Here is a 13,320-nt window from a genome sequence, read left to right on the forward strand (position 1 = left end):
TTATCTGTTCAGGCGTATTCTGAGTTTTTTATAGTCAATCATGACATCTTACAAGATATAGTCACCTATTAGCGAAGTCATTAAGCGCAGTTTTGTATCATATTTAGGCAAATACTTGAGCGTAAACAGTAAAAAACGAATGACTTAATCAGCGAATTGGAGGCAATCAAAGCAGAATAATGCCTCATGATCAGCGTAGATAGTATAAGATGTCCCACATTGGCGCAATCTGCAACTATTCAATGGGCAGACTGCATGATAAAATAAACGGTTCACAAGTCAAAACTGGATAACTCGTTGTATGTCAGCTTCCGCTAAAAACTCTTCATCGTCTGCTAGCATGGGTAATATCAATATTGATCCGACTGGTTTCGTAAAGCTTGGTTCGCAATTGCCAAAGCTGGTCAATATCCTGGCGCAAGCGATAAATGAGCTGGGTCTGTCGCTAAGTGAAACGCAGCAGCGCACGTTATTATTGTACTTAGACCAGCTTTTACTATGGAATAAAGCGTATAATCTGACCGCCATTACTGATCCAGAAGAAGCGCTGATCAAGCATGTGATAGATTGTCTGTCTATTATAACGCATTTACCCGCTGGATCGTTGCTAGATATCGGCACGGGAGCAGGGTTGCCAGCAGTTATTATTGCCATTTGTCAGCCTGAGCGCCAGTGTACGGCTCTTGATAGCAATCAGAAGAAAGTCCGCTTTATTAAGCAAATCAGCAGCGAGCTTGGTTTGAGTAATATGCAGCCGATCGCATCGCGGATTGAAGCGCACGAAGCAAGCTACGATGTGGTGACATCACGAGCGTTTGCCAGTTTGATAGATTTTGTAGAAGTAGCGCAGCCAAGATTGGCAAATGGCGGCTTCTTATGTGCTATGAAAGGCAAGGTGCCGAGTGAGGAAGAGCTGCAAGCACTCGATAGTGATTGGCATATCAAAACCATTAAGCTGACGGTGCCAAGTTTGCATGACAATCGTCATTTAATTGAAATGTCTGCTAAAGATAGCTAAGGCATAAACACTTCGCAGTCATGAAACAGGCACTGTTTTTTGTGAAACACAGTTTACGTCTGTATCTAAATGACATAGTATTTAAAAGCATTTAAAATACTCGACCGCAAACTGAGCATTTTAGACCATGAATTGCTTATTTTTAAATACTAAGTGAGTGTCGCTGCACAAGATTGAACAAAAATAATCGTACCAACCGAGTCAAAAGTAATAGACCCTAATAAAATTGAGTGAGTGTATGGAAATCATAGCAATTGCGAATCAAAAAGGCGGTGTGGGTAAAACCACAACGGCAGTAAATTTGACCGCCAGCTTGGCCGCTAAACGCAAGCATGTACTGCTGATTGACTTAGACCCACAAGGTAATGCGACCAGTGGTACAGGTGTTGACAAAAACGAGTTGGATCTTACCATAGCGGACGTTTTGCTAGATGGTGTCGCGTTGTCTGAAGCAATTGTTACTAGTCCTGCAGGGTTCGATGTCATCGGTGCCAATCGCGATTTGGCTGGCATGGACATTACGTTGATGAGTAAGACAGATAGTCATGAGCTGTTCAAAACTGCGATGGCCGAATTGGTTAACGATCAGGTATCTACACAAAAGCAGCCATACGATTATGTGATTATCGATTGTGCGCCTAGTTTGAATCTACTGACGATTAATGCGCTGGTGGCTACAGATAGTGTGATTATCCCTATGCAGTGTGAGTACTATGCACTAGAAGGGTTGGCTGACTTATCACAAACCATTGAACGTTTAACAGAGTTGAACCCTAAGCTATATATTCGCGGTGTGGTTAGAACGCTATTTGATGCGCGTAACACGCTTGCCCGTGATGTCTCTACTGAGCTAGAAGCGCATTTTGGCGATATTATGTACAAAACCCATATTCCAAGAAATATTCGCTTGGCAGAAGCCCCTGCGCACGGCTTACCAGTTATTGCGTATGAGAGATGGTCAAAAGGTGCACGCGCGTATCAAAAGCTTGCCGCTGAAGTGATGAAACAAAGTAGCTAGTTTTTATCTAAAGTTCTTACAAAGAATTTTTAGATAAAAAGCGTCATTGATCAAGACAGTAAATGAATAGCATAAGTATAGAACACTTAACATTGTATTTAGTAAGCCGCATCAGTAATCAATTGGCTTTTATTTTAGCGTTAGAGGATAGGTAATCATGGCGAAGAAAAGAGGGTTGGCTGCTAATCGGGGCTTAGATGCCTTATTAGGGTCAATCAAAAAAGAAAAGCAAATTACCGCCTCTGCCTTGCAAGACGACATGGTGGCGCGTGAAAATGCTGCGCCAGATATTAATGTGCCTGTAGAGACTAATGCGCCTGTAAATACTGTGTCTACGGATATAGCGCCTGATATCACTCCGACGAAAGCCAGTAAAAAATCATCTGCGAAGACTACTGATAACGATGCTGCTAGTGAGAATGGCACTCGCGCGCCACGTTCACCTCGTGCTGCCAGCAAGGCGTCGCTCAACAAATCGCGTGGCAATAGTACAGATACGAGCGCAACCGAAGACCAGATTAGCCTTGTGCAGATTGATGTCACACGCTTGCAAGCAGGTAAGTACCAGCCTCGTCGTGATATGAGTGAGACAGCACTTGCAGAGTTGGCGTCTTCTATTGAGCAGCATGGCGTGATGCAGCCTATCGTTATCCGCCCACTATTGGCAAATGAAGATAAAAGTGAAGCATTTGTCACTCACGAAATTATCGCTGGTGAACGCCGCTGGCGCGCAGCAAAAATGGCAGGAAAGGCGGTTATCCCTGCGATTGAGCGCGCTTTATCTGATGAGTTGGCAATTGCACTAGCACTGATTGAAAACATACAGCGCGAAGACTTATCAGTAATTGAGCAGGCAGCAGCATTGCAGCGCTTTCATACGGAGTTTGGTATGAGTCATGCCATGATCGCTGAAGTCGTTGGCAAGGCGCGTACGACAGTATCGAATTTACTTCGCTTAAATCAGCTACATGATGCAGTAAAAGATCATTTGGCCAACAGTGCGCTAGATATGGGTCATGCTCGTACACTTTTAGCATTGTCCTCTGAACAACAACCTATCATCGCGCAAAAGATTATTGATGGCGGTATGACCGTGCGAGAGGCTGAAAAATTGGTCAAATCAATCTTGCAGCCAGCGCCCAAGATCAACCGTGCTGAACAAGCGCAATCTCGTGATGTAGAGCGTTTGACCCAAAGATTGACAGACATGCTTGGTGCTGAAGTCAAACTAAAACATAAAAAAGGTGGTCAAGGTAGTGTTGAGATATTTTTCCACAATCAAGCTCAATTAGCTGCGTTGATTAAACATATAGAAGCTCAAGCTTAATAATGTTTGCGAGTTAGCCGTATCTATTCAAATGCTAAGTCGCCTCTGAACAACTATTTTTGCAAAAATACGGAAGAGAGTAGATATGTGGGAGTTGGTAAAAGCAGGTGGCTGGCTAATGACACCTATCGTGGTCTGTTCTATATTGGCTTTGGTTATCATCATTGAACGTAGCCATACGTTACAGTTTAACAAAGTCGCTCCTAGCAGGTTGCGCGAACAGCTGATAACTCGTTTACGTGAAAATGGTGATATTGGCCGCACACAATTGATGAATGTAAAAGAAAAGACGGCGCTTGGCGATATCTTGGCAACGGGTTTGCTATATCGCCAGTATGGGCTAGAGTCGATGACGATGCACATGCAAAATCGTGCCAGTGTCCAGGTTCATCAGTTAGAAAAAAACATCAATATGTTAGGAACTATCGGTGCGATAGCGCCGTTGCTTGGTCTATTAGGTACGGTACTAGGGATCATCTCTTCGTTCTTGGCGATTACCGATGGTGCCATGCAAGACCCGACGATGCTAGCTGCTGGCGTATCACAGGCACTAATCACTACCGCTGCTGGTATGATTGTTGCTATCCCTGCGTTGGTTGCTTATCGTTATTTTCAGCGCCGTATCATTGATATTAATGCTCAGTTTGAGACTCAAGCAGGGCTCATGATTCAAGAGCTGTATGATTATCACTTGCTTGCTAGTACGCAGGCATCTACATCTTCGGGCCGTATGGCAATAGAAGATAGTATTGTGCAAGAACGTTCATTCGGTGGGTTGGATTCGGATAAGACTAGCATAGCGGCAGTGTAGTCAATGCGGTTTTAAAGAATAGAAATCTTAAGCCTATAAATGGTAGCTGAATTAAAGAGATTGATATGCGTTTTAGAAAACCAACGGTTGAACCACTTGAAATTAATCTAACACCGATGATTGATTGTTTACTGTTTTTGATTGTGTTTTTATTACTTGCTACCTCATTCAATCACTTTAGTCGTTTAAATATTATTCTTCCGGAAGCGGAAGGTGTTGCACTGACAGAACAAAACAACAGTATCGAAGTAGCTGTGCAAGAGGATGGTAGCTATTTGGTCAACGGTATTACACTTGCTAGTAGCAATGAGGCTGAACTGACCAGTATGTTGCAGCAAGAGGCGGGCAGCAATCGCGATATGCTATTTGTCATTGCAGCGGATGCCAATGCGACCCATCAGTCTGTGGTACGAGTGATGGATATCGCTGGAAAGCTCGGATTTTTGAATTTAAACATCAGTACAGTGGTGCCACTTGGCCAAACGCTGCCGCAATAACATATATAGTCTTATCATCATAAAACTGTGTGATACACAGCCCATTCATACCACGATACCCAAATTGAGGCTTTTATGAGCCAAGCTTATTTACCTGACTCTAAAAAATCTTCTGCTAAAAATGCATCGGCAGTATTGCCCGTTACTCCTAAGAGTAAGACATTATTACGCTTATTAAGGTATTTGAAGCCTTACTGGTGGGCATTGCTATTGACAGCTTTAGGTTTTGCGATTAATGCAGGGACAGAGATTTGGACTGCCAAGCTTCTGCAATATATTACTGATGCTATCAATCAGAATGATCGAAGCAAACAAACGTTATTTCCACTATTGATTGTATTGCTATTTTTTGTGCGCGGGGTGGGTAGCTTTTTGGGTAACTATTACTCTGCATTGGTCTCACGCAACTTAGTCTATGAGCTACGTGTAGAAGTTTTCAATAAATTACTGCGCTTGCCTAGCTCGTTTTATTTGGCCAATCCAGCCGGTACGATTTCATCGAAATTGATATTTGATGTTGAACAGGTCACGGCCGCCAGTACAGACTCAATGAAGACTTTGCTGCGTGATGGTTTGACCGTTGTCGCATTGATCGGTTTTTTGTTCTATAGCAATTGGCGTCTAACGCTTATTTTGTTTATTGTCTTGCCACCAATACTATGGCTGGTACGCATTGCATCAAAGCGCTATCTTAAGCTCTCAAAAGGTATCCAAGAGACGATGGGTAATGTCAGTCACATTACTAATGAAGTCATCGGCGGCTATCAAGTGGTCAAAAATTACGGTGGTCAATCATACGAATCAGCACGTTTTGATAAGACATCGAAGAAAAATCTACGCCAAGGTATGAAGGTGGTTGTTACCAATAGTATTAATACGCCAGCCGTACAGCTGTTGATGGCGGTTGCGATGGCCGTTGTCGTCTGGCTTGCGTTGCGACCTGCAGTAATAGATGATATTTCAGCAGGTGAGTTCATCTCCTACATTGCAGCAGCAGGTTTATTAAGTAAGCCTGTACGTTCGCTGACTGATATTAATCAGAAGCTGCAAAAAGGTCTGGCTGCTGGTGAGTCGATTTTTGCACTACTTGATGAGCCAGAAGAAGAAGACACAGGCACAATCAGTAAAGCGCTATCAGGGCAAATGTCGTTAGACAATATCAGCTTGGTATATCCAGATTCGACGGTGGCTCTACGTGACTTTACCTTGAATATAAAAGCAGGCGAGACAGTTGCATTAGTAGGGCGAAGTGGCGCGGGCAAGTCGTCATTAGTCAATTTATTAACACGTACTCTAGAGACCTCTTCAGGGCAAATCACATTAGACGGTATGCCTATTGAAGACATTAAGTTAGAGAGTTTGCGTGCCCAGATTGCAATGGTGAACCAACAGGTAGTATTGTTTAATACTACTGTATTCAATAATATTGCTTATGGTGGCCTAGCTGATAAGACTCAAGCTGAGGTTGAGCGAGCAGCAAAAGATGCCTTCGCTCATGACTTTATTATGAAAATGCCAAACGGTTATCAGAGTGAAATTGGTGCCGAAGGGTTGCAACTATCTGGTGGTCAGCGTCAGCGCTTGTCTATCGCGCGTGCACTATTAAAAGATGCACCGATTCTAATTTTAGATGAAGCTACTAGCGCGCTTGATAATGAGTCTGAGTATTATATCCAGCAAGCGCTCGATAATGTGATGAAAGACCGTACCACATTGGTCATTGCCCATCGATTGACAACTATCGAATCAGCGGATCGTATTGCTGTGATGGATGGCGGTCAGATTGTTGAGTTAGGAACGCATAATGAGCTAATGCAGCAGCAAGGCCACTATGCGCAAATGTATGCTCGAGATTTCGAGTAGCCAGTTCACAAGTTTTTAGCCAATTTTCATGCAGCCATGAACCAACAAGATAAGCGACATTGATGAATGAGTATTGAGACGACAATCACCCGTGCATGGCAAGGTCAAGCTGTTTGGTTGTGGTTGTTGCTGCCTGTCAGTTGGTTATACGGTTTCATCACCTTCTTGCGTCGTCAAGCTTATAAGGCTGGGCTATTATCAAGCTATCGAGCACCTATTCCCGTGATGGTCATTGGTAATATCAGTGTGGGCGGTAGTGGTAAGACGCCGCTGATTATTGCTCTGGTCAACTACTTACAGAAAAAAGGCATAGAAGTAGGGGTAATCAGTCGCGGGTATGGCGGTGATACGAGTCAAATGCCTGCATTGGTTAGTGCTACCAGCTTACCTCATATAGTCGGGGATGAGCCGTGTTTGATTGCTCATATGACAGGCGCTGCTATGGCAGTGTGCCCCAATCGTCAGCAAGCGATTGCCACTTTATTAAAGGCAAAGCCTGATTTACAATTGATTATTGCAGATGATGGTTTGCAGCATTATGCACTACAGCGTGATATCGAATGGATTGTGGTAGATGCTGCCCGTGGGTTTGGTAACAAGCAGCTATTACCAACGGGTTTTTTGCGTGAGCCGATGTCACGATTAGAGGGTGCAAATGTTATCTATCATGAAAAGCCAAGTACGCATTTAACTCAGACTTTTAGAAGTGGTAATAAGATACAGTCTGCTGACCGTTTAACCATGCATTTGCAACCAGCTGAGTTACAGCGCCTATGGGATCCCACATCGAGCGCAGCACAACTAAATAGTGTGATGCCTACTAATAATAACCGCGTCCATGCTGTTAGTGGTATCGGTTATCCACAGCGATTTTTTGATACCTTGGAATCTATTGGCTTTGAGGTCATAGGGCATCCTTACCCTGATCACTATGATTTTAGTTTGGCTGAGCTTTTACAATATAGTGATTATCCTATCATCGTGACCAGTAAAGATGCAGTGAAAATTAGCGCATTATTGGCGGACTATACAGCGACACAAGCACTCAGTGATGAGTATGTAAAACTTGTCAGTAGACTATGGGTATTGCCAGTGACGGCTGTATTATCTGAGAATAGTTACCATAATCTAGATGCGCAGCTAAAGGCACTAGGGATTCGTATCAACCATGATATGAACACGTCAGCCCCATTATAAATATCAGCTAATATTTTAAATCGCCGTATAATTTTTATAGGAATACGCCATGTCGTTCGCCACCACGCCCGCCAAAACCCATATCGTGATTCCTGCGCGTTTTAAAAGTACGCGCTTACCTGGTAAGCCATTGCTAGCTATTCATGGTAAGCCGATGATACTTTGGGTAGCAGAAAAAGCGCAGACAGCAAGTTTTGCTGATGACATGTGTATAGCGACTGATGATGAGCAAATTGCAAAAGTTTGCACCGATGCAGGTTTTGATGTGGTTATGACCAGTAGTGAGCATGCTTCAGGGACGGATCGCTTGGCAGAGGTAGCAGCTATCAAAGGTTGGGCTGAGCATGATATTGTGGTGAACATGCAAGGCGATGAGCCCCTTGTACCGCCATTGCTTTTGGAGCAAGTACAGGCGCTTTTGGTAGCAGATGAGGATAGCGTGATGGCCACACTCTGTGAGCATATCGATGACTATGATACGTTCCAGCGGCCATCGGTAGTAAAAGTAGTCAGCCAATCTGCTAATAACTTACAGCGTGCGCTCTATTTTAGCCGCGCACCGATTCCTTGTGATCGTGATGTTGTATTGGCTGATAATAACCAGATGCAACCACCAAAGAACGCCTATCGTCATTTGGGTTTATACGCTTATCGTGTCAGTCTATTACAGCAGTTCGTAAACTGGCCACAAACGCCACTTGAGATACTCGAAAGCTTAGAGCAATTACGTGTTTTAGAAAATGGTCAGCATATCGCCATCGCAGAAGCTGCCTGTCAGTTACCAGCAGGTGTCGATACACAAGAAGATTTAGACCGTCTAAACGCGATGAGCTTAAATAACTTTCAAAACTCTCATAATCATAAGTAATAGTCTAAGCAAAGTTGCGTGCGATTCTAAGCTTCATACAACGCTAAAGTATCGTTGTCGTGGCTATACCTAAAGTACCTAATCAATGTGATAGAGCCATAACCATGAATAATTTAACAGGAAATATGGACGCACTAGATAACACAGACCGTATGTATTTTGCGCCACTATTGCCATGGCAAAAAGTACTGTGGTTACAGTTGACCGAGCGCGTACTTAAGCAGCAGTCTTTGCCGCATGCATTGCTCGCTGCTGGTATGCAAGGTATGGGCAAACGCGCCTTTGTATGGCGATTGGTCGCTTGGCTATTATGCCGTGAGCGTGGCACACACCCACTAGGTGCTTGCGAAGTGTGTGAGAGCTGTCAATGGCTCAAGTCGGGAACTCATCCGAGCCTACAAGTATTACCACTCGTTAGTATGCCTATCAGTGCCGAAAGCGATGCGCTTCAAGAAAAATCAAGTAGCACAAAAGATAAAAAAGGCGCTAAAGCTACTAGCAATAGCGCTCTTAAAATCAAAGTAGATGATATTCGTGCTTTGCAGCCTTTTATTTATCAAGGGGGGCAAGGGATGCGTATCTGTGTGTTAGATCACGCTGAAAAAATGACGGTGGCCGCTGCTAATGCGCTGCTTAAAACATTGGAAGAACCACAAGCGCAGGTGCATCTACTTTTGATTAGTGATACGCCTGCTCAGCTATTGCCAACGATTAAGAGTCGTGTGCAACAGTTGGCACTACAGACAATTGAGCCGACTGTTGCTGTCGATTACGTGACGCAGGCGTTAGGTCACACGATTAACCGCGAAGCCGTCGGTACCGCTGCGATTGAGCAGTTGATACAACTGGCCAACGGTGCGCCATTAGCTGCTATCGCCTTAGCGCAAGCACCATGGTATAGCAAGCGCAGCCTATGGCTGACCACATGGCAGGCGCTACGTAGCGGTAAACGTAGTGGTGTGGCGGCGAGTGATTATTGGCAAAGTCAGCTTAATATTAAAGAGTTTATACAGTTATCTGAGCTGATGCTCCTTGATATACGCCGTGTCTGTTTGGGCCTTGTTGAACTACAAAAGGATGTCAATCTATCAACGATATTGGCGACTTATCAGCCTACTGATAGCGGGTTAGAGGCATTTGCCAACAGCGTACAGCAGACCAAAATTGCGCTGCAACAAAATGTGCAAGAAAAATTTGCCTATGATAAGCTAATGCAAGAATTGGCAAGCTTATAGAGCCATGCTTGAGCATTTAATTTGTGTTCTAAAATTTGTGATTATTCTTAACTATATACTATCAATTATTTATATAAACATATTAAACCCAGTTGATAAAGGAAGCTGACTATGGCAATGCCAGGACGTGGCGGGATTTTAACCTGTCATTATGAAAGTATCGAAATGTTATATGCCAGCTATTTATCATTTGTCAGTAATGGCGCTTTGTTTGTACCGTCTGACAGACCTCAGCAATTGGGTGATGAAGTGTTTATTGCTATCACGCTACCCAACTCCAGTGAACGCCTACCAATGAATGGTAAGGTTGTTTGGATTAACTCTAAGAGTCAAGGCAGTCGCCCAGCAGGGTTTGCTGTGCAAATTGGTAGTGATGTCTCTGGCCAAAGAATTAAGAATGAAGTTGAGCGTTTGCTAGCTGGAAAAATCGATAGCTTGCAATCGACTTATACTATGTAGTATCTAGAAATCACACCTGTATCTTTAATAAGTTTGGCTGTGATTTTTAACTTATAAATATAAAAAAAGCAGCCTTATTATTTAGTAAGGCTGCTTTTTTAGATCAAGTTTCTGTAGATTTTTATAGTAGTAGGTGCTAGTGGCTTAATAACGAGGCGGTACATACATATCATCGGGAATAGGTTCGCGGTAGTACTCATCATCGCGTTTGCGATTGGGTAACTCAATTTCGTCACGAGGCACTTCTTTGTAAGGGATTTGGTCGAGCAAATGGGCAATACAGTTCAGCCTAGCACGTTTTTTATTATTGCCTTCGACAACCCACCAAGGTGCTTCAGGAATATGAGTGCGCTCAAACATGGTCTCTTTTGCTTTGGTGTAATCTTCCCAGCGTCGACGCGACTGTAGGTCCATTGGTGAGAGTTTCCACTGCTTAAGCGGATCATATATTCGGCTCATAAATCGTGCATGTTGCTCATCATCAGTGATAGAAAACCAGTATTTTACTAAGCGAATGCCTGAGCGTACGAGCATACGCTCAAATTCTGGTACTGATTGAAAAAATTCCTCATATTGCGCGTCAGTACAAAACCCCATAACACGCTCAACGCCTCCGCGGTTGTACCAACTACGGTCAAACAATACGATTTCGCCTGCTGCAGGCAAGTGGGCCACGTAACGTTGGAAGTACCACTGCGTTTGCTCGCGCTCAGTGGGAGCCGGCAGGGCAGCTACCCTGCACACGCGTGGGTTTAATCGTTGGGTAATGCGTTTAATGGCGCCACCTTTACCAGCAGAATCCCGCCCTTCAAAGATAACGACGATACGCTCACCGCGATCAACTACCCAATCTTGTAGTTTTATCAGTTCTCGCTGTAGTCGTACCAACTCTTGAAAGTAGGTGCGTCGATCCAGTTTTTCTTGCTCGCTCATCTCACGTCCGTTAAAACGAAAGTCACGTGCATAGTCATCTATTTCATTTTCTAGTTCTTCATCATATGTATCGATTAAGTCTTGGTGCATTTTTCGACGTAAATCATCATCAAGAATATCTTTTTCGATGCGTTCAGTAAGAATGGCTTGTTCCTGATTGTACCGATCTACATCCTCATCAGTCGTTAGAGATCGAAAATCAGCGGTTGCAAGCGGTTCTGTCAACACCAGTTTTTCAGAGCCAAAAATGACTTGCCTCATTTTTCTTAATAAAATTTTTGTCTTACCCATAAATATTACCTTTGTTTTGCGTATCGGCTTTTTTAAGAGGCTACTATCTAGGTCGTTTCTATCATAGCAAAGTACAGACAATAAAAAATGCCCTTTAAATAAATTAAAGGGCATTTTTTTATTGATAGATATGTACTGATTAAAACAATAAATCAGCGTATCTTTTTCACTTAAAAGTGACTAAGCTTATTTTTCTAGGATACAAGTCACACCTTGGCCACCTGCTGCGCAGATAGAGATAAGTGCACGCCCCGAACCTTTTTGATCCAATAATTTAGCAGCAGTGGCTAGAATACGACCACCAGTTGCCGCAAATGGATGACCTGCGGCTAATGATGAACCATTTACGTTTAGCTTGCTACGATCAATAGAACCTAGTGGGGCATCTAAGCCTAAGCGCTCTTCACAGAATTTCTCATCTTCCCAAGCAGCTAAGGTTGATAGTACTTGTGAAGCAAAGGCTTCATGAATCTCGTAAAAATCAAAGTCTTGTAGAGTCAGACCAGCGCGCTCAAGCATACGTGGTACCGCATAAGCTGGTGCCATTAGTAAGCCTTCTGTAGTACCAGATTTACCAATGAAATCTACCGCTGCGGTTTCTTGATGGACGATATAAGCAAGTGGTTTTAGACCGTGCTCTTTTGCCCACTCATCAGTACCCAATAGTACACAAGAAGCACCATCAGTAAGCGGCGTAGAGTTGGCAGCTGTCATCGTTGGATTGGCATTTTTTCTACCAAATACTGGCTTTAACTTACCCAGTTTTTCTAATGTAGTATCTGGACGTAAGTTGTTATCGCGAGTTAGGCCTTTGTATGGCGTGATCAAGTCGTCAAAGAAACCTTCGTCATAAGCGCGTGCTAGGTTTTGATGGCTGTTAAATGCAAGCTCATCCTGCGCTTCACGGCTGATATTCCACTCAAGCGTGGTAATCGCTTGATGATCGCCCATTGATAGGCCAGTGCGTGGCTCACCGTTTTGCGGTGAATCGATTAAATCTTTTGGATTTAGACCCATTAACGCTTTTAGACGTTGTTTATTGTCTTTTGCTGCACCAAGTTTGATCAGTACTTTACGTAAGCCATCACCGACAGCGATAGGAGCGTCAGAAGTAGTATCTACACCACCAGTGATTGCCGAATCGATCAGACCAAGTGCAATCTTGTTAGCAGAAGCAAATGTCGCTTGTAAGCCAGTACCGCAAGCTTGTGAGATATCATAAGTTGGCGTATGTGGGTTTAGCGCGGTATTTAATGTGGCTTCACGAGTAAGGTTGATATCACGGCTAAGTTTCATAACTGCGCCAGATACCACTTCACCTACTGTTTCGCCTTGCAGGTTATAACGCTCAACTAAACCGTCCAATGCAGCTGTTAGCATATCTGTGTTGCTAACATCAGCGTATGATCCATTTGAGCGCGCGAATGGAATACGGTTACCACCTAAAATAGCAACACGGTTTAGGTGTGAAGCTGGTTTGCTCGCGCTGGCTTTTTTAGCTGGAGCAGGTTTTTTAGCAGCAGTGGTTTCCACTTTTTCATCGACCGCTTTTTTGCTAGCAGTTTCTTTAGCGCTAGTATCTTTAGTCGAGGTGCTTTTTGCTGCGTTTTCTTTTTTTGCTGTATCTGATTTTGTATCCGTTGCTTTAACAACTGTACTTTCAACAACAGGGCTATCTGGATGATTGTTTTTATTACTCATAATATTATCCTTAAAAAGTATGGGTAGAAGTAAAAAGTGATAGGTAATAATAAAAAATAGTTAAGTTATTTTATACAAGCAAATATTATCATTTATTACGCA

General features: G+C 43.4%; 12 protein-coding genes. 10 read left to right on the top strand and 2 right to left on the bottom strand.

Annotation, left to right across the window (positions count from 1 at the left end):
• Window positions 1-301 precede the first annotated feature (301 nt).
• The 10 genes from rsmG to CXF69_RS03065 all read left to right on the top strand — a co-directional run bounded on the left by rsmG (window position 302) and on the right by CXF69_RS03065 (window position 10,293).
• The gene (rsmG, locus tag CXF69_RS03020; RefSeq protein WP_102078566.1) at window positions 302-1,018 is read left to right on the top strand and encodes a 16S rRNA (guanine(527)-N(7))-methyltransferase RsmG; all 717 of its coding nucleotides are present in this window, start codon (window positions 302-304) and stop codon (window positions 1,016-1,018) included.
• 238 nt (window positions 1,019-1,256) lie between these two features.
• Window positions 1,257-2,036: a ParA family protein gene (locus CXF69_RS03025; protein WP_102078567.1), complete on the top strand. Its 780-nt coding sequence runs from the start codon at window positions 1,257-1,259 to the stop codon at window positions 2,034-2,036.
• Between the two features lie 157 nt (window positions 2,037-2,193).
• Window positions 2,194-3,363 carry a ParB/RepB/Spo0J family partition protein gene (locus CXF69_RS03030; RefSeq protein WP_102078568.1) on the top strand — a complete coding sequence of 390 codons (1,170 nt, stop codon included), beginning with the start codon at window positions 2,194-2,196 and terminating at the stop codon, window positions 3,361-3,363.
• An 85-nt stretch (window positions 3,364-3,448) separates the two neighbouring features.
• A complete protein-coding gene (locus CXF69_RS03035; RefSeq protein WP_102078569.1) occupies window positions 3,449-4,174 on the top strand; it encodes a MotA/TolQ/ExbB proton channel family protein in 726 nt (241 codons plus the stop codon).
• 65 nt (window positions 4,175-4,239) lie between these two features.
• A complete protein-coding gene (locus CXF69_RS03040; protein WP_057759437.1) occupies window positions 4,240-4,671 on the top strand; it encodes an ExbD/TolR family protein in 432 nt (143 codons plus the stop codon).
• 75 nt (window positions 4,672-4,746) lie between these two features.
• Window positions 4,747-6,534, top strand: coding sequence for a lipid A export permease/ATP-binding protein MsbA (msbA, locus tag CXF69_RS03045; protein ID WP_102078570.1), 1,788 nt, complete (start codon window positions 4,747-4,749; stop codon window positions 6,532-6,534).
• A gap of 66 nt (window positions 6,535-6,600) precedes the next feature.
• A complete protein-coding gene (lpxK, locus tag CXF69_RS03050; RefSeq protein ID WP_102078571.1) occupies window positions 6,601-7,731 on the top strand; it encodes a tetraacyldisaccharide 4'-kinase in 1,131 nt (376 codons plus the stop codon).
• A 49-nt stretch (window positions 7,732-7,780) separates the two neighbouring features.
• Window positions 7,781-8,599, top strand: coding sequence for a 3-deoxy-manno-octulosonate cytidylyltransferase (kdsB, locus tag CXF69_RS03055; protein WP_102078572.1), 819 nt, complete (start codon window positions 7,781-7,783; stop codon window positions 8,597-8,599).
• Window positions 8,600-8,703: 104 nt separating this feature from the next.
• The gene (locus CXF69_RS03060; protein WP_102078573.1) at window positions 8,704-9,834 is read left to right on the top strand and encodes a DNA polymerase III subunit delta'; all 1,131 of its coding nucleotides are present in this window, start codon (window positions 8,704-8,706) and stop codon (window positions 9,832-9,834) included.
• Window positions 9,835-9,945: 111 nt separating this feature from the next.
• A complete protein-coding gene (locus tag CXF69_RS03065) occupies window positions 9,946-10,293 on the top strand; it encodes a PilZ domain-containing protein (protein ID WP_102078574.1) in 348 nt (115 codons plus the stop codon).
• Between the two features lie 144 nt (window positions 10,294-10,437).
• Here the strand turns inward: CXF69_RS03065 and ppk2 are convergent, their stop codons facing one another.
• Window positions 10,438-11,517, bottom strand: a complete 1,080-nt coding sequence (ppk2, locus tag CXF69_RS03070) for a polyphosphate kinase 2 (protein ID WP_228706735.1) — start codon at window positions 11,515-11,517, stop codon at window positions 10,438-10,440.
• Between the two features lie 186 nt (window positions 11,518-11,703).
• The gene (locus CXF69_RS03075; protein ID WP_102083156.1) at window positions 11,704-13,218 is read right to left on the bottom strand and encodes an acetyl-CoA C-acetyltransferase; all 1,515 of its coding nucleotides are present in this window, start codon (window positions 13,216-13,218) and stop codon (window positions 11,704-11,706) included.
• Window positions 13,219-13,320: the final 102 nt, after the last annotated feature.

This window comes from Psychrobacter sp. Choline-02u-9 (assembly GCF_002836505.1).
GTDB lineage: Bacteria > Pseudomonadota > Gammaproteobacteria > Pseudomonadales > Moraxellaceae > Psychrobacter.

Coding starts and splice junctions, on each gene's coding strand:
- CXF69_RS03040 (WP_057759437.1), top strand. CDS start 4,240: ATGCGTTTTAGAAAACCAACGGTTGAACCACTTGAAATTAATCTAACA.
- lpxK (WP_102078571.1), top strand. CDS start 6,601: ATGAGTATTGAGACGACAATCACCCGTGCATGGCAAGGTCAAGCTGTT.
- CXF69_RS03030 (WP_102078568.1), top strand. CDS start 2,194: ATGGCGAAGAAAAGAGGGTTGGCTGCTAATCGGGGCTTAGATGCCTTA.
- CXF69_RS03035 (WP_102078569.1), top strand. CDS start 3,449: ATGTGGGAGTTGGTAAAAGCAGGTGGCTGGCTAATGACACCTATCGTG.
- CXF69_RS03075 (WP_102083156.1), bottom strand. CDS start 13,218: ATGAGTAATAAAAACAATCATCCAGATAGCCCTGTTGTTGAAAGTACA.
- ppk2 (WP_228706735.1), bottom strand. CDS start 11,517: ATGGGTAAGACAAAAATTTTATTAAGAAAAATGAGGCAAGTCATTTTT.
- msbA (WP_102078570.1), top strand. CDS start 4,747: ATGAGCCAAGCTTATTTACCTGACTCTAAAAAATCTTCTGCTAAAAAT.
- CXF69_RS03025 (WP_102078567.1), top strand. CDS start 1,257: ATGGAAATCATAGCAATTGCGAATCAAAAAGGCGGTGTGGGTAAAACC.
- kdsB (WP_102078572.1), top strand. CDS start 7,781: ATGTCGTTCGCCACCACGCCCGCCAAAACCCATATCGTGATTCCTGCG.
- CXF69_RS03065 (WP_102078574.1), top strand. CDS start 9,946: ATGGCAATGCCAGGACGTGGCGGGATTTTAACCTGTCATTATGAAAGT.
- CXF69_RS03060 (WP_102078573.1), top strand. CDS start 8,704: ATGAATAATTTAACAGGAAATATGGACGCACTAGATAACACAGACCGT.
- rsmG (WP_102078566.1), top strand. CDS start 302: ATGTCAGCTTCCGCTAAAAACTCTTCATCGTCTGCTAGCATGGGTAAT.